The organism is Streptomyces sp. NPDC031121 (genome assembly GCF_055570615.1).
Genome location: NZ_JBVIGV010000005.1, coordinates 180,431 through 199,952 on the forward strand (window position 1 = coordinate 180,431; position 19,522 = coordinate 199,952).

General features: G+C 70.5%; 16 protein-coding genes. 8 read left to right on the plus strand and 8 right to left on the minus strand.

Features of this window, described 5'->3' with window-relative positions:
* Nucleotides 1-19: 19 nt before the first annotated feature.
* A complete protein-coding gene (gene dnaB, locus ACZ462_RS11000; protein ID WP_467807469.1) occupies nucleotides 20-1,495 on the minus strand; it encodes a replicative DNA helicase in 1,476 nt (491 codons plus the stop codon).
* 432 nt (nucleotides 1,496-1,927) lie between these two features.
* Between dnaB and ACZ462_RS11005 the strand changes: the two genes are divergently transcribed.
* Complete coding sequence (locus tag ACZ462_RS11005) at nucleotides 1,928-3,265, plus strand: MATE family efflux transporter (protein WP_467807467.1); 1,338 nt, start codon at nucleotides 1,928-1,930, stop codon at nucleotides 3,263-3,265.
* Between the two features lie 75 nt (nucleotides 3,266-3,340).
* On the opposite strand, the gene rplI is transcribed toward ACZ462_RS11005, so the two are convergent.
* From rplI to rpsF, 4 genes are all read right to left on the minus strand, one after another.
* A complete protein-coding gene (gene rplI, locus ACZ462_RS11010) occupies nucleotides 3,341-3,787 on the minus strand; it encodes a 50S ribosomal protein L9 (RefSeq protein ID WP_030292603.1) in 447 nt (148 codons plus the stop codon).
* An 18-nt stretch (nucleotides 3,788-3,805) separates the two neighbouring features.
* On the minus strand, nucleotides 3,806-4,042 hold the full coding sequence (gene rpsR / locus ACZ462_RS11015; RefSeq protein ID WP_005315025.1) for a 30S ribosomal protein S18: 237 nt from the start codon (nucleotides 4,040-4,042) through the stop codon (nucleotides 3,806-3,808).
* 43 nt (nucleotides 4,043-4,085) lie between these two features.
* Nucleotides 4,086-4,661, minus strand: coding sequence for a single-stranded DNA-binding protein (locus tag ACZ462_RS11020; RefSeq protein ID WP_467807465.1), 576 nt, complete (start codon nucleotides 4,659-4,661; stop codon nucleotides 4,086-4,088).
* A 71-nt stretch (nucleotides 4,662-4,732) separates the two neighbouring features.
* Nucleotides 4,733-5,023, minus strand: coding sequence for a 30S ribosomal protein S6 (gene rpsF, locus ACZ462_RS11025; RefSeq protein ID WP_003956532.1), 291 nt, complete (start codon nucleotides 5,021-5,023; stop codon nucleotides 4,733-4,735).
* 249 nt (nucleotides 5,024-5,272) lie between these two features.
* Between rpsF and ACZ462_RS11030 the strand changes: the two genes are divergently transcribed.
* The 3 genes from ACZ462_RS11030 (at nucleotide 5,273) to ACZ462_RS11040 (ending at nucleotide 7,935) form a co-directional block, all read left to right on the plus strand.
* The gene (locus tag ACZ462_RS11030; protein WP_467807464.1) at nucleotides 5,273-5,587 is read left to right on the plus strand and encodes a hypothetical protein; all 315 of its coding nucleotides are present in this window, start codon (nucleotides 5,273-5,275) and stop codon (nucleotides 5,585-5,587) included.
* Between the two features lie 132 nt (nucleotides 5,588-5,719).
* The gene (locus ACZ462_RS11035; RefSeq protein WP_467807463.1) at nucleotides 5,720-6,838 is read left to right on the plus strand and encodes a lipid II:glycine glycyltransferase FemX; all 1,119 of its coding nucleotides are present in this window, start codon (nucleotides 5,720-5,722) and stop codon (nucleotides 6,836-6,838) included.
* A gap of 65 nt (nucleotides 6,839-6,903) precedes the next feature.
* On the plus strand, nucleotides 6,904-7,935 hold the full coding sequence (locus ACZ462_RS11040; RefSeq protein WP_467807462.1) for an alanine racemase: 1,032 nt from the start codon (nucleotides 6,904-6,906) through the stop codon (nucleotides 7,933-7,935).
* A 75-nt stretch (nucleotides 7,936-8,010) separates the two neighbouring features.
* On the opposite strand, the gene ACZ462_RS11045 is transcribed toward ACZ462_RS11040, so the two are convergent.
* Complete coding sequence (locus ACZ462_RS11045) at nucleotides 8,011-9,465, minus strand: glycosyltransferase family 87 protein (protein ID WP_467807461.1); 1,455 nt, start codon at nucleotides 9,463-9,465, stop codon at nucleotides 8,011-8,013.
* Nucleotides 9,466-9,552: 87 nt separating this feature from the next.
* Nucleotides 9,553-12,093 (minus strand): transglycosylase domain-containing protein, encoded by a 2,541-nt coding sequence (locus ACZ462_RS11050; RefSeq protein WP_467807459.1) that lies wholly within the window; start codon nucleotides 12,091-12,093, stop codon nucleotides 9,553-9,555.
* Between the two features lie 271 nt (nucleotides 12,094-12,364).
* Here ACZ462_RS11050 and ACZ462_RS11055 point away from each other — a divergent pair, with 271 nt between their 5' ends.
* From ACZ462_RS11055 to ACZ462_RS11065, 3 genes are all read left to right on the plus strand, one after another.
* A complete protein-coding gene (locus ACZ462_RS11055) occupies nucleotides 12,365-12,967 on the plus strand; it encodes a PadR family transcriptional regulator (RefSeq protein WP_114058332.1) in 603 nt (200 codons plus the stop codon).
* 49 nt (nucleotides 12,968-13,016) lie between these two features.
* On the plus strand, nucleotides 13,017-14,099 hold the full coding sequence (locus ACZ462_RS11060) for an inositol-3-phosphate synthase (protein ID WP_365505821.1): 1,083 nt from the start codon (nucleotides 13,017-13,019) through the stop codon (nucleotides 14,097-14,099).
* Between the two features lie 114 nt (nucleotides 14,100-14,213).
* Nucleotides 14,214-15,494 carry an MFS transporter gene (locus ACZ462_RS11065; RefSeq protein ID WP_467807457.1) on the plus strand — a complete coding sequence of 427 codons (1,281 nt, stop codon included), beginning with the start codon at nucleotides 14,214-14,216 and terminating at the stop codon, nucleotides 15,492-15,494.
* A gap of 61 nt (nucleotides 15,495-15,555) precedes the next feature.
* On the opposite strand, the gene ACZ462_RS11070 is transcribed toward ACZ462_RS11065, so the two are convergent.
* Entirely contained in the window at nucleotides 15,556-16,998 is a 1,443-nt protein-coding gene (locus tag ACZ462_RS11070) for a CCA tRNA nucleotidyltransferase (RefSeq protein ID WP_467807456.1), read from the minus strand.
* A gap of 184 nt (nucleotides 16,999-17,182) precedes the next feature.
* On the opposite strand from ACZ462_RS11070, the gene ACZ462_RS11075 reads away from it, so the two are divergent.
* The gene (locus tag ACZ462_RS11075) at nucleotides 17,183-19,504 is read left to right on the plus strand and encodes a DUF6049 family protein (RefSeq protein ID WP_467807455.1); all 2,322 of its coding nucleotides are present in this window, start codon (nucleotides 17,183-17,185) and stop codon (nucleotides 19,502-19,504) included.
* Nucleotides 19,505-19,522: the final 18 nt, after the last annotated feature.

A 19,522-nucleotide genomic window follows, 5' to 3' on the forward strand; every position in this document is an offset into this window, starting at 1 on the left:
GACCCTACAAACCCGGATGCTACGTGTTGGCCATGTCCACGAACCGCGAATAATGGCCCTGGAAGGCCACCGTGATCGTCGCGGTCGGGCCGTTTCGGTGCTTGGCCACGATCAGGTCCGCCTCGCCGGCGCGCGGCGACTCCTTCTCGTACGCGTCCTCGCGGTGCAGCAGGATGACCATGTCGGCGTCCTGCTCGATGGAGCCGGACTCGCGCAGGTCGGAGACCATCGGCTTCTTGTCGGTGCGCTGCTCGGGGCCTCGGTTCAGCTGGGAGAGCGCGATCACGGGCACCTCCAGCTCCTTCGCGAGGAGCTTGAGGTTCCGGGACATGTCCGAGACCTCCTGCTGGCGGCTCTCGGGTCGGCGGGAGCCGCCCGACTGCATCAGCTGGAGGTAGTCGATGACCACCAGGGCGAGGTCGTTGCGCTGCTTGAGGCGGCGGCACTTCGCCCGGATCTCCATCATCGACAGGTTCGGGGAGTCGTCGATGTACAGGGGAGCGGCCGAGACGTCGGGCATCCGCCGGGCGAGACGGGTCCAGTCGTCGTCGGTCATGGTGCCGGAGCGCATGTGGTGCAGGGCGACCCGGGCCTCCGCGGACAGCAGGCGCATCGCGATCTCGTTGCGGCCCATCTCAAGCGAGAAGATGACGCTGGGCAGGTTGCTCTTGATGGAGCAGGCGCGCGCGAAGTCCAGGGCGAGGGTCGACTTGCCCATGGCGGGACGGGCCGCGATGACGATCATCTGGCCGGGGTGCAGGCCGTTGGTGAGGGAGTCGAGGTCGGTGAAGCCGGTCGGGACGCCGGACATCTGGCCGCTGCGCGAGCCGATGGCCTCGATCTCGTCGAGCGCACCCTCCATGATGTCGCCGAGCGGCAGGTAGTCCTCGGAGGTCCGCTGCTCGGTGACGGCGTAGATCTCGGCCTGGGCGCTGTTGACGATCTCGTCGACGTCGCCGTCGGCCGCGTATCCCATCTGCGTGATCTTCGTACCGGCCGCCACGAGGCGGCGCAGGACGGCCCGCTCGTGGACGATCTCGGCGTAGTACGAGGCGTTCGCGGCCGTCGGGACCGACTGGACCAGCGTGTGGAGGTAGGAGACGCCGCCGACCTTGCCGATCTCCCCGCGCCGGGTGAGTTCGGCTCCGACCGTGATCGGGTCGGCGGGCTCGCCCTTGGCGTACAGGTCGAGGATGGCCTGGTAGATCGTCTCGTGGGAGGGCCGGTAGAAGTCGTGGCCCTTGATGATCTCGACGACGTCCGCGATGGCGTCCTTGGAGAGCAGCATGCCGCCGAGCACGGACTGCTCGGCGTCGAGGTCCTGCGGGGGGACGCGCTCGAAGCCGCCGCCGTCCCAGGCGCCGCCCTCGCGGCCGCGCTCGTGCTGCTCGTCCCCGCGGCCGCGGCCGTCCCCGCCGCGGCGCGAGCGGGTGGGGAGACGGTCGCCCGGACCGCTGTCGGCCCAGGGGTCGTCCGTGGGCTCGGGGATACTCACCGGGCCGCCTCCTCCCGTCCGCAGCGCGGACCTCGCCGTGCCAGTCTTGTACGGCACGGCTCTGACATTCGGGACACCCGGATCCGCTTCCCGCGGGTCGGGCAACGCACAACGGTAGGCCCGGAGGCGGCGTCAGCCAATCTTGTTATCCACAGGCTGTGTGGATGAGATGTGGACGACCGGGCCAATGCTGTGGGTAACTCGCCCGAAGCTGTGCACGGACCGGGGGACAGCGCTGTGGACAAAATCACCCACGGCCCCAAGTGGCCGTCCTGACCTGCACATTCTCCGACAGCGACCCGTGCCGGAGAAAAATCTCGGCACCTTCCCCCAGATCGCCTCGGACGAGGTGCCGCCTGTGCCCCACCGCATCCGCGAGTAAGGAGTACAGGCGCCTTGCGTCTATTACCTGTGGAAGATTAGATTGAGCCCATGACACAAGCCCTCGAACCGCGGAAGGCGGCACCGCGACAGCACGACCGCGAGATCCTCGCGCTCGCCGTCCCGGCCTTCGGCGCACTCGTCGCCGAGCCCCTCTTCGTGCTGGCCGACAGTGCCATCGTGGGCCACCTCGGCACTCCCCAGCTGGCCGGCCTCGGCATCGCCGCCGCCCTCCTCACCACCGCGGTGAGCGTGTTCGTGTTCCTCGCCTACGCCACCACCGCGGCGGTCTCCCGACGCGTCGGCGCGGGCGACCTCAAAGCCGCCATCCGGCAGGGCATGGACGGCATCTGGCTCGCCCTGCTGCTCGGGGCGGCCGTCGCCGCCGCGGTCCTGCCCACCGCGCCCTGGCTGGTCTCGCTCCTCGGCGCCTCCGACACCGTCGCCCCGCATGCCACGACGTACCTGCGGATCTCCGCACTCGGCATCCCCGCCATGCTGATGGTTTTGGCTGCCACCGGAGTCATCCGGGGCCTCCAGGACACCCGGACCCCGCTCTACGTCGCCGTCGGCGGCTTCGCCCTCAACGCCGGGCTGAATGCCGCCCTCGTCTACGGGGCCGGCCTCGGCATCGCGGGCTCCGCATGGGGCACGGTCCTCGCCCAGTGCGCCATGGCCGGCGCCTATCTCACCGTGGTGGTCCGCGGCGCCCGCCGGCACGGCGCCTCCCTGCGCCCCGACGCAGCAGGCATCCGGGCCTGCGCACAGGCCGGGGCGCCCCTGCTCGTCCGCACCCTCTCCCTGCGCGCCGTCCTGATGATCGCCACCTACGTGGCCGCGCGCCTCGGCGACGCCGATGTCGCCGCCCACCAGATCCTGCTCTCCCTGTGGAGCCTGCTCGCCTTCGCCCTCGACGCCATCGCCATCGCGGGCCAGGCCATCATCGGACGGTACCTGGGCGCCGGGGACACCGACGGGGCCAAGACCGTGTGCCGCCGCATGGTGCAGTGGGGCATCGCCTCGGGCACCGTCCTCGGCCTCCTGCTGGCCGCCGCCCGCCCGCTGATCGTCCCTCTCTTCACCACCGACCCCGCGGTGGAGGAGGCCCTGCTGCCGGCCCTGCTCGTGGTGGCCGCCTCGCAGCCGGTCGCCGGGATCGTGTTCGTCCTCGACGGCGTCCTCATGGGCGCCGGGGACGGCCGCTACCTGGCCTGGGCGATGCTGGCCACCCTGGCGGTGTTCGCACCGGCCGCCCTGCTCGTCCCGGTCCTGGGCGGCGGTCTCACGGCCCTGTGGTGGGCGATGACGCTGATGATGCTCGTCCGCATGGCGACCCTCCAGCTGCGTGCCCGCTCCGGGCGCTGGGCCGTCGCCGGCGCGACCCGCTGACGGCGGGCGCATGTTTCACGTGAAACACGGCGAAGGGCCGCACCCCAGCGGGGTGCGGCCCTTCGTGCGCGGCACTCAGGCGGCGACGACCTCGACGCCCACGTTCGCAGCGACCTCGGCGTGCAGGCGCACGGAGACCTGGTACGAACCGAGGGTCTTGATCGGGGCAGCCAGCTCGACGCGGCGCTTGTCGACCTTCGGACCACCGGAAGCCTCGATCGCCGTGGCGATGTCGGCCGGGGTCACGGAGCCGAAGAGGCGGCCGGCGTCACCCGAGCGGGTGGCCAGACGGACCTTCGTGCCCTCGAGCTTGGCCTTGACCTCGTTGGCCTGCTCGATGGTCGCGATCTCGTGGATCTTGCGGGCGCGGCGGATCTGCGCCACGTCCTTCTCGCCACCCTTGGTCCAGCGGATCGCGAAACCGCGCGGGACCAGGTAGTTGCGAGCGTAGCCGTCCTTGACGTCGACGACGTCGCCGGCGGCACCGAGGCCCGAGACCTCATGGGTCAGGATGATCTTCATGTGTCGGTCACCCTTTCCTTATCGCGCGGTGGACGTGTAGGGCAGCAGCGCCATCTCACGGCTGTTCTTCACGGCCGTGGCGACGTCACGCTGGTGCTGCGTGCAGTTGCCGGTGACGCGGCGGGCACGGATCTTGCCGCGGTCGGAAATGAACTTCCGCAGCATGTTCGTGTCCTTGTAGTCCACGTACGCGGTCTTGTCCTTGCAGAACGCGCAGACCTTCTTCTTCGGCTTGCGCACAGGCGGCTTCGCCATGGTGTCTCTCCTGTGTGATCAAGAAGTGGGGATGCGAGCTTCCCTAGAAGGGGGGCTCGTCCGAGTAGCCGCCGCCGGAGCTTCCGCCCCAGCCACCGCCGCCGCCCTGCTGCTGCTGGCCGCCGGCCGGCGCGCTGGACGCCCACGGGTCGTCGGAAGAAGCTCCGCCGCCCTGCGGGCCGCCGGAGCTTCCGCCCCAACCTGCGCCGCCGCCCTGCTGCTGGCCGCCGCCGTACCCACCCTGGCCGCCGCGACCGGTGGTCTTGGTGACCTTGGCCGTGGCGTTCTTCAGGCTGGGGCCGACTTCCTCGACGTCCAGCTCGAAGACCGTGCGCTTGACACCCTCACGGTCCTCGTACGACCGCTGCTTCAGCCGACCCTGCACGACGACGCGCATGCCACGCTGAAGGGACTCGGCGACGTTCTCGGCCGCCTGCCGCCACACCGAGCAGGTCAGGAACAGGCTCTCGCCGTCCTTCCACTCGTTCGTCTGGCGGTCGAAGGTGCGGGGGGTGGACGCGACACGGAACTTCGCGACCGCCGCACCCGAGGGGGTGAAGCGCAGCTCGGGGTCGTCGACGAGATTGCCGACGACCGTGATGACGGTCTCGCCTGCCATGGATGAACCTCTCGGCGGGGATTGCTGCTGGCTGCTGTGCTACTCGAACCCGATTACCGCTGAACCGGGGTTCAGTGGGTCTCGGGGCGGAGGACCTTGGTCCGGAGAACCGACTCGTTCAGGTTCATCTGGCGGTCGAGCTCCTTGACGACCGCAGGCTCGGCCTGCAGGTCGATGACCGAGTAGATGCCCTCGGGCTTCTTCTTGATCTCGTAGGCGAGACGGCGACGGCCCCAGGTGTCGACCTTCTCGACCTTTCCGTTGCCCTCGCGGACGACGGAGAGGAAGTTCTCGATCAGCGGGGCGACAGCGCGCTCCTCAAGATCCGGGTCGAGGATGACCATCACTTCGTAGTGACGCATGTGGAACCCACCTCCTTTGGACTCAGCGGCCACGGTCGTTCCGTGGCAGGAGGGTCGTGATGCGTACCGCACGGCGCCTGAGAGCAGACACCGCGCAGACCGTACAGACTACCCCGCCGACTCCTTCCGGTTGAAATCCGGCACCGGAGCGCCACAATCTGTAGGCAACGGGTGTGCTCGGTGCTATGCCCGGCCGGGCCGCGGCCAGCCCCGAAGCACCCTCCGCCCCAGCCAGGAGGTGCTTTTCCGATGGCACAGGCAGTACGCACCCAGTCGTCCATCTCCCTGCTCGCGACCGACGGCAAGCCGCACCCCGTCCAGGACGCCCTGATGGCGGCCACCCTCGTCCTCGGCTTCGTGTCGTTCATCACGGCCTTCTTCCACGACCTGCACCTGCTCACCTCGTGGACCGGCCTCTTCGGCATCCTGACCGGCGGCTACGGGCAGTTCATCTCCGAGACGACACGCGAGCGCTTCGCGCTGATCATCGGCCTTGGCGCGTCGGGCCTCGGCTTCTTCCTCGGCATGGCCCACGGCGGGCTCTTCGGAGGCTGGCTGGGCTGACCGGGGCACCTCCGCGGCAGGGCGCCCGCCGCTGACCGGGGACGGGACCGGCCCGTCCCCCAGAAGGGCGGCGCCCTTGTCGCAGTAGGCTTCGCGCCATAGCCAGCGAAGCCGCCGGAGGAGACGCCCCGAATGAGCCTGTCCCTGAGGACCATCAGCCGAGAGCAGCATCTGGGATACCTCCAGAGCCTGCCCTCGGCTAGCCACTGCCAGGTCCCGGCGTGGGCCGACGTGAAGAACGAGTGGCGGTCCGAGAACCTCGGATGGTTCGACCAGAACGACGAACTCGTCGGTGCCGCACTCGTGTTGTACCGCCAGCTGCCCAAGGTGAAGCGGTACCTCGCCTACCTGCCCGAGGGCCCCGTCATCAACTGGTTCGCCCCGAACCTGGAGGAGTGGCTCCAGCCGATGCTGGCCCACCTCAAGCGGCAGGGCGCGTTCACCGTGAAGATGGGCCCGCCCGTCGTCATCCGGCGCTGGAACTCCGCCGCCATCAAGGCCGGCATCCAGGACCCCGAGGTCAAGCGACTGCGCGACATCGAGGCCTCGCACATCGAGCCCCGCGCCTTCGAGGTGTCCGACAAGCTGCGCCGCATGGGCTGGCAGCAGGGCGAGGACGGCGGTGCCGGGTTCGGCGACGTCCAGCCGCGCTACGTCTTCCAGGTGCCGCTCGCGAACCGCTCGCTGGACGACGTCCTCAAGGGCTTCAACCAGCTGTGGCGCCGCAACATCAAGAAGGCCGAGAAGGCCGGCGTCGAGGTCGTCCAGGGCGGTTACGAGGACCTGGAGACCTGGCAGCACCTGTACGAGATCACGGCCGTGCGCGACAAGTTCCGCCCGCGCCCCCTCAGCTACTTCCAGCGCCAGTGGACGGCCCTCAACTCCGAGGACCCCAACCGCATGCGGCTCTACCTCGCCAAGCACGAGGGCGAGGCCCTGGCCGCCGCCACGATGATCACCGTCGGCCAGCACGTCTGGTACTCGTACGGCGCCTCCGCCAACCACAAGCGCGAGGTGCGCCCGTCGAACGCGATGCAGTGGCGCATGCTGCGCGACGCGTACGCCCTGGGCGCGAGCGTCTACGACCTGCGCGGCATCAGCGACACGCTGGACGAGAACGACCACCTGTTCGGCCTCATCCAGTTCAAGGTCGGCACGGGCGGCGAGGCCGTCGAGTACGTAGGCGAGTGGGACTTCCCGCTCAACAAGGTGCTGCACAAGGCGCTCGACATCTACATGTCGCGCCGCTGACGCTCCGCACCCCACACCACCGCACCGCTGCATCAGCAGCCATTCCAGAGAGGCTCCGGACGGGCATGGCGCTCACGCTCTACGTCGACACCGCGCGCTGGCGTGCGCACCACAAGCAGATCCTCGACCAGTTCCCCGGAATGGTCCCGGTCTGCAAGGGCAACGGCTACGGCTTCGGCCACGAGCGGCTCTGCGAGGAGGCGACCCGGCTGGGAACCGACATCCTGGCCGTCGGCACCACGTACGAGGCCGCGACCATCAAGGACCTGTTCGGCGGCGACCTGCTCGTCCTCACCCCGTTCCGGCGGGGCGAGGACCCGGTGCCGCTGCCGGACCGGGTCATCCGCTCCGTCTCCTCCCTGGACGGGGTCCGCGGCCTGGTCGGCGCCCGCGTCGTCATCGAGTGCATGAGCTCCATGCGCCGCCACGGCATCTCCGAGCAGGACCTGGGCCAGCTGGCCGCGGCGATCGAGGACGTGCGGCTGGAGGGCTTCGCCCTGCACCTGCCGCTGGACCGCCCGGACGGCTCGGACCCCGTCGAGGAGGTCATCGGCTGGATGGACCGGCTGCGGGCGGCCCGCCTGCCGCTGCACACCATGTTCGTCAGCCACCTGCGCGCCGAGGACCTGGCCCGGCTCCAGGCGCAGTTCCCGCAGACCCGCTTCCGGGCCCGCATCGGCACCCGGCTGTGGCTCGGCGACCACGACGCCACCGCCTACCGCGGCAGCGTCCTGGACGTCACCCGGGTCGCCAAGGGCGACCGGTTCGGCTACCGCCAGCAGAAGGCCGCCTCGGACGGCTGGCTCGTGGTGGTCGCGGGCGGCACCTCGCACGGCGTGGGCCTGGAGGCCCCGAAGGCCCTGCACGGCGTGATGCCGCGGGCCAAGGGCGTGGCCCGGGCCGGCCTGGCCACCGTCAACCGGAACCTTTCGCCGTTCGTGTGGGCGGGCAAGCAGCGCTGGTTCGCGGAGCCGCCGCACATGCAGGTGTCCATCCTGTTCGTGCCGTCCGACGCGCCCGAGCCGAAGGTGGGCGACGAGCTCGTGGCCCATCTGCGCCACACCACCACGCAGTTCGACCGGCTCCTCGACGCGTGAAGGGGCGGCGGGCCCCGGGCCGTCGGCCCCGGGCCCGCCGCCCCTGCCCGCCCGGCAGCCCCCGGGCGCGTTTCCTCATCCGCCGCGGGCGGCGCCCCACTCCACCCGCTGCTCCGGCTCCTCGTGCCGCTGCCCCCGAAGGGCGTCCGACAGGGTGAACACGTCCTCGGCCCCGTCCAGGACACCGCCCGACGGGTCGTCCGAGCCGTCGCGGCGGACGACGTCCCGCTCGGGCGCCAGAACGTCGCGGACCACGAGCGCGCACAGGTACAGCGTCCCCAGCAGGTGCACCGCGATGGCCAGCTGGTAGCCCTCGGGCGGCAGCCCCTGGTGCTGGTCGCCGCTGGTCGTGTAAGCGAGGTAGAGCCAGATCCCAAGGAAGTACATGACCTCGCACGCCTGCCACACCAGGAAGTCGCGCCAGCGCGGCCGGGCCAGCGCCGCGAGCGGGATCAGCCACAGCACGTACTGCGGCGAGTAGACCTTGTTGGCCAGGATGAAGACGGCCACCACCAGGAACGCCAGCTGCGCGAAGCGCGGGCGGCGCGGCGCCGTGAGCGCCAGCAGCCCGATGCCCGCGCACAGCAGCAGCGTCAGGCCCGTCGCGTAGGTGTTGGCGTCGGTCAGGGGGTTCCCGGTCCGCTGCGAGATCAGCAGCCACACGGAGCCGAAGTCGATGGGCCGCTCCTGGCTGAACGTGTAGAACTTCTGCCAGCCCTCCCAGGCGAACAGCATGACCGGAAGGTTCACCACCAGCCACGACGCGGCCGCGCCGAGGGCCGCCGCGCCGAAGGCGCGCCACTTCCCGGCACGCCAGCACAGCACGAACAGCACCCCGAGCAGCAGGACGGGATAGAGCTTGGCGGCCGTGGCCAGGCCGATCAGGACGCCGGCGAGGAGGATGCGGCCCCTCGACCACGCGAGCATGGCCGCCGCGGTGAGGGCGATGGCCAGCAGGTCCCAGTTGATCGTCGCCGTGAGCGCGAACGCCGGGGCGAGGGCGAAGAGCAGCGCGTCCCAGGGGCGGCCGCGGTGGGTACGGGCGACGCACACGGCGATGACGGCCGCGCAGGCCATCAGCATGCCCGCGTTGGCCATCCAGTACATCTGCTCCCGGTGCTGCATGGAGCCGCCGCCCGGAGTCAGCCAGGACGCGACCTCCATGAAGAGGCCCGTGAGCACGGGGTACTCGAGGTAGGCCATGTCGCCGGGGATCCGGTCGAAGTACGGCGTGAGCCCGTCGGCAAAGCCCCTGGCCACGAAGAGGTGCGGGATGTCCGAGTAGCAGGCGTGGGTGTACTGGGAGCCCGCGCCGCGGAACCACGCCCAGTTGTAGCAGGGCAGCTTCTGCACCATGCCGAGCGCGAACATGCCGATGGCGGTCAGCGCCACGACGCGCACCGGGTGGAGCCAGTGGCCGCCCAGCCTGGCGTGGCGGCCGATCGGCCCGCCGATGAACTCGCTGCCGGCCGCGGCGACCTCGTCCTCCCGGGTGGGAAGGACGAGCCGGCCCTCGTGCACCTTCGTCATGCGCTCATCCTGCCGTACGCCGCCGGACGCGCGGGAGGGCCGCCGCAACCGGTGCGGCGGCCCTCCGGGCCGCGAGGGGCGGCGGGGTCAGCCCGTGAACCCCGTGCTGCCGCCCCAGCTGGTGACGCTGCCCGGGCGTCCCGGCTTGACCGAGGGAGACGGGCTGGGGGAGCTGGACGAGCCGTCGCTGCCGCCGTCGACACCGCCGCTGTCGTCGGGGATGCAGTACAGCTCCCACGGCTTGCAGGGCCGGCCCGTACCGCTCCGCGAGCGGCTCGGGGACGGCGACGGCGAGGCCGAGGGAGACGGCGAGGCCGACCCGGACGGCGAGGGGACCGCCGAAGGGCTGGGGGAGGGCGCGCCCGCCCCGTCGGCGATCACGCCGATGTCCTCCGGCTCGGGGAACTGCTTGACCGGAGCGCCCTTCAGGGCCTCCTTCATGTACGCGGTCCAGACGACGGCCGGGATGTCGCCACCGTGGATGGAGTCGGTGCCGCCGACGCCCTTCATGGACATCAGCTCCTTCTCCTTCGAGTTCGGGTCCGTGCGGAAGAGGGCCACCGAGGTGGACAGCTCCGGGGTGTACCCGACGAACCACGCCGACTTGTTCTCGTCCGTCGTACCGGTCTTGCCGGCCGCCGGGCGTCCCAGCTTCCGGGCCTTGGTGCCCGTGCCGTTCTCGACGACGTTCCGGAGCACCTTGGTGACGTTGTCGGCGACGGAGTCGTCCATCGCCCGCTGCTCCTTGGGGGGCTCGAACCCGGGCAGGTCCCGTCCGTCCTTCTGCACGCTGCGCACCGAGTAGGGCTCGCGGTGGATGCCGGATGCCGCGAACGTGGCGTACGAGTCGGCCATGCGGATGGCGCTGGGCGTCGAGGTGCCCAGGGCGAACGAGGCGTCGTTGTTCGGGTTCATGGAGGACTCCAGGATGCCCGTCGCCTTGGCCACGTCCCGGACCTTGCCGTGGCCCACGTCGAAGACGAGCTGCGCGAACGGCACGTTGATCGACTTCTCCATCGCCTCGTGGAGCGTCACGTAGCCGTACGGGTAGGGGCTCTCGTTCTTCTGGCGGAACGGCTTGCCGCTCGCGTCGCGCAGCGGCTTGCCGTCCCGGTTGTTGATCACCGTGAGGTCGTTGGCCTGGTACTTGCTCTGCGGCGAGATGCCGCGGCCGTTCGAGTTCTGCGTCCCGTACTCCATCGCCGCCGCCAGGACGTACGGCTTCCAGGTCGAGCCGACCGGGACACCGATGGTGTTGGCGTTGTTGCTGAAGTACTTCTTGTCCATGCCGGGGCCGCCGTACAGGGCCACGATCGCGCCTGTCTTCACGTCGACGGAGGCGGCGCCGAACTGGACGAAGGTGTCGTGCTCGGGCCGGGCCTTCTCGTCCAGGAAGTTGTTGCGGGTGTCCTCGACGGCCTTGGCCAGGGCGTCCACCTTCGGCTTCTGGAAGGTGGTCTTGATCTGGAAGCCGCCGCGGGCCATCTGCTCGGGAGTGAGGTTCGCGACCTTCATCACGTACTGCTTGGCCGTCTCGACCAGGTAGCCGGTCTGGCCGGCGAGGCTGCGGGCCTGCTCGGAGTCGACGAGCTTGGGGAACTCCCTGTACTTCTCCCGCTCCGCCCTGTCCATGCGGCCGACCGCCACCTCGCGGTCGAGCACCCAGGCCCAGCGGGTGTGGGCGCGCTTGGTGTTCTCCTCGGGCGTGGCGTTGTCGCCGATGCCGCCGTCCGGGTTGTACAGGTTGGGGCCCTTGAGCAGGGCGGCGAGGAAGGCGCTCTCGGACGGCGTGAGGTCCCAGCAGTCCTTGTCGAAGTAGGCGCGCGCGGCGGCCTGGATGCCGTAGGCGTCGCGGCCGAAGTACGCGGTGTTCAGGTAGCCGGCGAGGATCGTGTCCTTCTCCTCGGACACGCCCAGCCTTATCGAGATGAAGAGCTCGGTGACCTTGCGCTTGAGCGTCTGGTCGGAGTCCAGGTAGGTGTTCTTCACGTACTGCTGGGTGATCGTGGACCCGCCCTGGGTGGCGCCGCCCTTGGCCATGTTCCACACGGCGCGCACGATGCCCATCGGGTCGACGCCCTTGTCGGTCTCGAAGGACTCGTTCTCCGCGGCGATGACCGCGTTCTGCATCGACCTCGGGATCTTGTCGATGGGCACGATCTGCCGGTTCATCGAGCCGCCGGTGGCGACCATCTGGGTGTCGTCGGCCCAGTAGAAGACGTTGTTCTGCGCCTTGGCCGCCAGGTTCGGGTTGGGCGTGTCGACCGCCGCGATGCCGATGCCGGCGCCCGCGAAGACGATCGCGAAGAAGCCCAGCGCCGTGCCGCCGACCAGCTTCCAGGACGGCAGGAAGCGCTGCCAGCCGTCCTTGTCGGAGCGCGGGTAGTTGATCAGCCGCTTGTCCGGGCGGCCCGCTCCGCGGCCCCGTCCCGCGGTTCCCTGCGGGGCGCGCCGCGCCCCGCGACTGCCGCGCTCACCGCGCGGGTCTGCGTACGGTCCGCTGTGCGACGCGGTGGGGACGTCGCGCGCGGGCCCGGCACCCCGTCCGGGGCGCTGCTGGGCAGCCCTGCGGGCTGCGGCACGTCCGCCGCCCTCGGGCTGCGGCGGTTTGCGGCGGTGCTCGCTCATCGAACGACTACTCCTCGGGCAGGCGAGTGGCCTGGAAGCGGCTTGTGAGTTCCGATCCCCCCGGTGTCACGCCGCAAGAGTACGCACGCTCAAAACCCGAACAGTGCCGAAGTTCACCCCAAATCAGGCAACTCGCATCCGTCGAATTGGTGATGTGATACCGGTCACCAGATCGCTACTTGTCGCCGGAAGGCACCCGTTCTATCGTCTGGATGTATCGAGCCGATACATCAGCTCGTCATAAGGCTCAGTGTGCAGGGGAGGCAGGCGGATGAGCAGGCGCTCGGGCATCCTCGAGTTCGCCGTCCTCGGCCTGCTCCGCGAGGCCCCCATGCACGGCTACGAGCTCCGCAAACGGCTCAACACCTCGCTGGGGGTGTTCCGGGCGTTCAGCTACGGGACGCTCTACCCCTGCCTGAAGACGCTGGTCGCCAACGGCTGGCTTGCCGAGGAACCGGGCAGCGCCCCGGAGGACGCCCTCGCCGCTTCACTCGCAGGGCGCCGCGCCAAGATCGTCTACCGGTTGACGGCCGCCGGTAAGGAGCACTTCGAGGAGCTCCTGTCCCACACCGGTCCCGACACGTGGGAGGACGAGTCCTTCGCCGCCCGCTTCGCCTTCTTCGGCCAGACCGAGCGGGACGTGCGCATGCGGGTCCTGGAGGGTCGCCGCAGCCGGCTGGAGGAGCGCCTGGAGAAGATGCGCGCCTCACTCGCCCGCACGCGGGAGCGCCTCGACGACTACACGCTCGAACTGCAACGGCACGGCATGGAGTCCGTGGAGCGCGAAGTGCGCTGGCTGAACGAGCTCATCGAGAGTGAGCGGGCGGGACGGGATCGGAGACGACCCGGACCGCCCGACGAAACTGCAAAGTGAGGCCTGCACCGCGCAGGCCTCGTCCGAGAACAAACAGGGAGCAACCGGAATGGGTTCGGTTCGCGTAGCCATCGTCGGCGTGGGCAACTGCGCCGCCTCGCTGGTGCAGGGCGTCGAGTACTACAAGGACGCCGACCCGGCGGCCAAGGTCCCCGGTCTGATGCACGTCCAGTTCGGCGACTACCACGTGGGCGATGTCGAGTTCGTCGCCGCGTTCGACGTCGACGCGAAGAAGGTCGGCCTCGACCTCGCGGACGCCATCGGGGCCAGCGAGAACAACACCATCAAGATCTGCGACGTCCCCACCACGGGCGTGACCGTCCAGCGCGGCCACACCCTGGACGGCCTGGGCAAGTACTACCGCGCGACGATCGAGGAGTCCTCCGAGGCCCCCGTCGACGTGGTCCAGGTCCTCAAGGACCGCCAGGTCGACGTCCTGGTCTGCTACCTGCCCGTCGGTTCCGAGGACGCGGCGAAGTTCTACGCCCAGTGCGCCATCGACGCCAAGGTCGCCTTCGTCAACGCCCTCCCGGTCTTCATCGCCGGCACCAAGGAGTGGGCCGACAAGTTCACCGAGGCCGGTGTCCCGATCGTCGGCGACGACATCAAGTCGCAGGTCGGCGCCACCATCACGCACCGCGTGATGGCGAAGCTGTTCGAGGACCGCGGTGTCCGCCTGGAGCGCACCATGCAGCTCAACGTGGGCGGCAACATGGACTTCAAGAACATGCTGGAGCGCGAGCGCCTCGAGTCGAAGAAGATCTCGAAGACGCAGGCCGTCACCTCGCAGATCCCCGACCGCGACCTCGGCGACAAGAACGTCCACATCGGCCCGTCCGACTACGTCGCGTGGCTCGACGACCGCAAGTGGGCCTACGTCCGCCTCGAGGGCCGCGCCTTCGGCGACGTCCCGCTGAACCTCGAGTACAAGCTCGAGGTGTGGGACTCCCCGAACTCCGCCGGTGTCATCATCGACGCCCTGCGCGCCGCGAAGATCGCCAAGGACCGCGGCATCGGCGGCCCGATCCTGTCGGCGTCCAGCTACTTCATGAAGTCCCCGCCGGTCCAGTACTTCGACGACGAGGCGCTGGAGAACGTCGAGAAGTTCATCCGCGGCGAGGTCGAGCGCTAAACAGGGACCGGTTCGGAGCGCCGGGGCCGCCGTCCCCCGGTCTCCACCCGCTGTTCCGCGAGGGTCCCCGGGCAATCTGCCCGGGGACCCTCCGCGTGTGTGAACCTTGCCCTCATGCCCGTCGTACGTGATCTGCGCGTACTCCTGCGCCTGAGGGACTTCCGCAACCTGCTCGCCGTACGGCTGTTCTCCCAGGCCGCCGACGGCGTCTACCAGGTGGCCCTGGCCACCCATGTGGTCTTCTCTCCCGAGAAACAGACCTCGCCGGCCGCCGTAGCGTCGGCCATGGCGGTCCTGCTGCTGCCCTACTCCGTCATCGGGCCCTTCGCCGGAGTGCTCCTGGACCGCTGGCGCCGCCGCCAGGTCTTCCTCTACGGCAACCTGCTGCGGGCCCTCCTCGCCTGCATCACCGCCGTGCTGGTCGCCGCCTCCGTCCCCGAGTGGCTCTTCTACGCCTCGGCGCTGTCCGTGACCGCCGTCAACCGCTTCGTCCTCGCGGGGCTCGCCGCCTCCCTGCCCCGCGTCGTCGCACCCGCCCAGCTGGTCACCGCCAACGCTCTGTCCCCGACGGCCGGGACCCTCGCGGCGACCGCGGGCGGCGGCCTCGCCTTCCTCCTGAGGTTCCTCGCCGCCGACACCGACGCCCTCGTGGTCCTGCTCGGCGCCGCCCTCTACCTCGGAGCGGGGCTGATGTCGCTGCGCCTGGCCGTCGGCCTGCTGGGGCCGGACCACCCGCCCGGCACGGTGCACCCCTCCGTGGCCCAGGGCGTCGCGCTCACCGTCCGCGGGATGGCCGCGGGGCTGCGGCACCTGGCCGAGCGCCGCGAGGCCGCACAGGCGCTGGCCGCCATGACCATGATGCGGTTCTGCTACGGCGCCCTGACAGTGACGCTGCTGATGCTCTGCCGCTACGCGTGGTCGGACACCGAAGCCGACGGCCTCGCCCTGCTGGGCCTCGCGGTGGGCGTCTCGGGGACGGGGTTCTTCGCCGCGGCCGTGGTCACGCCCTGGGCCGCGGGCCGCCTGGGCACCCGCGGCTGGATCACCGCGTGCTCCGCGGCGGCAGCGGTCCTGGTACCCGCCCTCGGCCTGTCCTTCCTGCCGGGACCCATGCTCGCCGCCGCCTTCGTCCTCGGCCTCGCCACCCAGGGAGCCAAGATCGCCACCGACACCGTGGTGCAGTCCCGCGTGGACGACGACTTCCGGGGGCGGGTCTTCTCGGTCTACGACGTGCTTTTCAACATCGCGTTCGTCGCCGCCGCGGCCGTCAGCTCGCTGGTGCTGCCCGCAGACGGCCGCTCGGCCGTGCTCATCGCGGGCGTCGCCGCCCTCTACGCCCTGACCGCGCTCTATCTCGGGCGGCGGCCCGATGTTTCACGTGAAACACGCCCCTGAACCGGCGGCGGCCCGGGCCCGCGGCATGTTTCACGTGAAACACGCCGCGGGCCGCTGCGCATCAGACCTGCGCGTCCCACCACTCCCGGAGGGCCGCGACCGCCGCCTCGCGCTCCATGGGGCCGTTCTCCAACCGCAGCTCCAGCAGGAACGCATAGGCCTTGCCGACCGCGGGACCCGGGCCGATCCCCAGCTCCCGCATGATCTCGTTGCCGTCCAGGTCGGGCCGGATCGCGTCCAGCTCCTCCTGCTCCTGGAGCTGCGCGATGCGCTGCTCCAGGCCGTCGTACGTCCGGGAGAGCGCGTTGGCCTTGCGCTTGTTGCGCGTCGTGCAGTCGGACCGGGTCAGCTTGTGCAGGCGGTCCAGCAGCGGGCCGGCGTCGCGGACGTAGCGCCGCACCGCCGAGTCGGTCCACTCTCCGTCGCCGTAGCCGTGGAACCGCAGGTGCAGCTCGATCAGCCGGGAGACGTCCTTGACCATCTCGTTGGAGTACTTCAGCGCCGTCATGCGCTTCTTGGCCATCTTGGCGCCCACCACCTCGTGGTGGTGGAAGGAGACCCGGCCGTCGCTCTCGAAGCGGCGGGTGCGGGGCTTGCCGATGTCGTGGAGGAGCGCGGCGAGCCGCAGGACCAGGTCCGGGCCGCCCTCCTCCAGCGCCATCGCCTGCTCCAGCACGATCAGCGAGTGCTCGTAGACGTCCTTGTGCCGGTGGTGCTCGTCGCTCTCCAGCCGCAGCGCCGGCAGCTCGGGCAGCACCCGGTCGGCCAGCCCGGTGTCGACGAGCAGGCCGAGACCCGTGCGGGGGTGGGCGGAGAGCATGAGCTTGTTCAGCTCGGCCTGCACCCGCTCCGCGGAGACGATCTCGATCCGCTCGGACATCGCCTTCATCGCGGCCACGACGTCCGGCGCGACCTCGAAGCCGAGCTGGGCGGCGAACCGCGCCGCGCGCAGCATCCGCAGCGGGTCGTCGGAGAAGGAGTCCTCGGGGGTGCCGGGCGTGCGCAGAACGCCCGCCCGCAGGTCCTCCAGGCCGCCGTGCGGGTCCACGAACTCCTTCTCGGGGAGGGCCACGGCCATCGCGTTCACGGTGAAGTCGCGGCGGACGAGGTCCTCCTCGATGGAGTCGCCGTAGGAGACCTCGGGCTTGCGGGAGGTGCGGTCGTAGGACTCCGATCGGTATGTGGTGACCTCGATCTGGAAGCCGCCCTTCTGGGCGCCGACGGTCCCGAAGGCGATGCCGACATCCCAGACGGAGTCGGCCCACGGGCGGACGATCTTCAGGACGTCCTCGGGGCGGGCGTCGGTGGTGAAGTCGAGGTCGTTGCCGAGACGGCCGAGCAGCGCGTCGCGGACGGACCCGCCGACCAGGGCGAGGCTGAATCCCGCCTCCTGGAACAGGCGGCCGAGCTCGTCGGCGGCAGGGGCGACCCGCAGCAGTTCAGCGACCGCGCGGCTCTGCACCTGACTCAGGGCACTGGGGGTGTCTTCATTGGCGTTCGGCACAACAGAAAAGGGTACGTGCCCCGCCCGGAGGGGGCTCCCCCGTTTCCGGCACCCCGCCCTCGCCCGGCCCCGGGGGCGGGCTGATCATGTGGAGCAAGGCGCGGCACTCGCGCCCGGCGGGTCTCGTTACCATTCCTGGACGCACGAACGACGACCACTGACACTGCGAGGGACGGGTTAGCGCGTGGCCGAGCCGGCAGACATCCAGGGGGCTTCCCCCGCTCCTGCCCGGCGCCGCTGGCTGCGGCGCGCCGTCGTCCTGCTCTGCGGGACGCCGCTGCTCGGCGCCCTCGTCCAGCCGCCGGCCCCCGCGGACGCGGCCGAGACAGGCTCCGTGGATGTGCAACTCACCACAGTGGCTCCTGCGGCTCCGGTCAAGGGCGACACGCTGACGATCTCAGGAACGGTGGTCAACAACGGCCGCGAGACGATCACCGCGGCCCACGTGGGGCTGCGGGTCGGGTCCGCCCTGAGCGACCGGACCTCGATCGACGAGGCGGCGGACCGGACCGGCTTCCGTGCGGGCACGGATCCCGGCGAGGTCGACCAGGCGTACTCCGTGAAGATCGCCTCGCTGCCCTCCAAGGTCAGCCAGACGTTCACGCTGAGCATCCCTGTGAACAAGCTGGAGCTGGACAAGGAGGGCGTCTACCCGCTGGGTGTCTCCCTCTCCGGCGAGACCGACAGCCGCCCGTACGAGCAGGTCCTCGGCATCAAGCGGACCTTCCTGCCGTGGCAGCCGGAGCCGGCCGCCAAGCGCTCCCAACTGACGTACCTGTGGCCGCTGATCTCCACGACCCGCCTGACCGCGGAGACCGGCTCGGACGAGGTGCAGACCCCGGTCTTCCTCGACGACTCCCTCGCGGACGAGCTCCGGACCGGCGGCCGGCTGGAGCGGATGGTCTCCCTCGGCAAGGAGCTGCCGATCACCTGGGTCATCGACCCCGACCTGCTCTACACGGTCGACGCGATGACCAAGGGCTACCGCTACCGCACCCCGGACGGCCGGGTCGTCCAGGGCAGGAACAAGGCCGTCGCCGAGCAGTGGCTCAGCTCGCTGGAGGCGGCGGTCCAGGGCAAGAAGGTCGTGGCCCTGCCGTTCGCCGACCCCGACATCGCCTCCCTCGCCCACCAGGGCAAGGACGTCTCCGGCACCCTCGGGCAGCTCCGGCCGGCCACGGACAAGGCGAAGCAGGCGGTCGAGACCGTCCTCCACGTCACCCCGTCCACCGACTTCTCCTGGCCCGTCGACGGCGCGATCGACCCGTCGATCGTGAACGTGGCCACCTCGGCCGGCGCCCACCACGTGCTCGCCCGCAGCGACAGCCTCCAGGAGACCGGCGCCCTCGGCTACACCCCGTCGGCGGCCCGCCCCATCGGCGCGGGCGCCACGGCCGTCGTGGCCGACGCCGACCTGTCGACGGCCTTCGAGGGCGACATGCTGAACGCCGCGAACTCCACGCTCGCCGTGCAGCGCTTCCTCGCCCACAGCCTGGCCCTGAACCTGCAGAAGACCGACAGCCAGCGGAGCTTCGTCGTCACCCCGCAGCGGATGCCGACCGCCAGCCAGGCCCAGTCCATGGCCGAGGCCCTGCGCGCCCTCCAGGCGGGCCGCTGGACGCAGCCCGCGGACCTGGAGGCCGCGGCCGCAGCCAAGCCCGACGCCGGCGTGAACACGCAGGTGCCGGGCGCCGGCCAGTACCCGGACGCGCTGCGCAAGACGGAGCTTCCCGTCGCCGCCTTCGAGAAGATCCGCACCACCCTGAACACGCTCGACCACTTCAAGGCCATCCTGACGGCCCCCGACCGCGTCGAGATCCCGTTCGGGAACACCACGAACCGCGAGATGTCCGCCTCGTGGCGCGGCCGCCCCCAGGACGCCGGGCACTACCGCAACCAGGTCCAGCACTACCTGCTCGGCCTGACCGAGAAGGTCAAGGTCGTCCCCAAGTCCGACGCCACCCTGTCCGGCCACAGCGCGACGATCCCGGTGAGCGTCCAGAACAGCCTCGTCCAGGACGTGCACGGCCTCGTCCTGCGGGTGAAGTCGGCGAACCCGACCCGCCTGGTCTTCGGCAGGAGCGGGGAGGCGGAGCAGCAGGTCACCGTCCAGGGCGGGCACAGCCAGACGGTGAAGTTCACCGCGAACGCGACGGCGAGCGGCCCCGTCGAGGTCACCGCCCAGCTCTTCACCGAGAACGGCGTCCCGTACGGCAAGGAGCGCAGGTTCACGGTGGAGGCGACCGAGATCACCCCCACCGTGATGCTCGTCATCGCGGGCGGTGTGCTCCTCCTGGTGCTGGCGGGCGTCAAGATGTACGCCAGCCGCAAGCGCGTGGCCGCCCGGGCCGCCGCGGAGGAGGCCGCACAGCCGGCCTGCGACGGCGCGGAGCCCGCCGAGGACGGCGGGCAGCCGGCCGGCGGCATGCAGGCGAGTGACGGCACCCCGGACACCGGAGCGCAAAGCACCGGCCGGTCCGGCGCGGGTGAGACAGTGGACCGTTGAGCGATGCCGTGGCCGGCC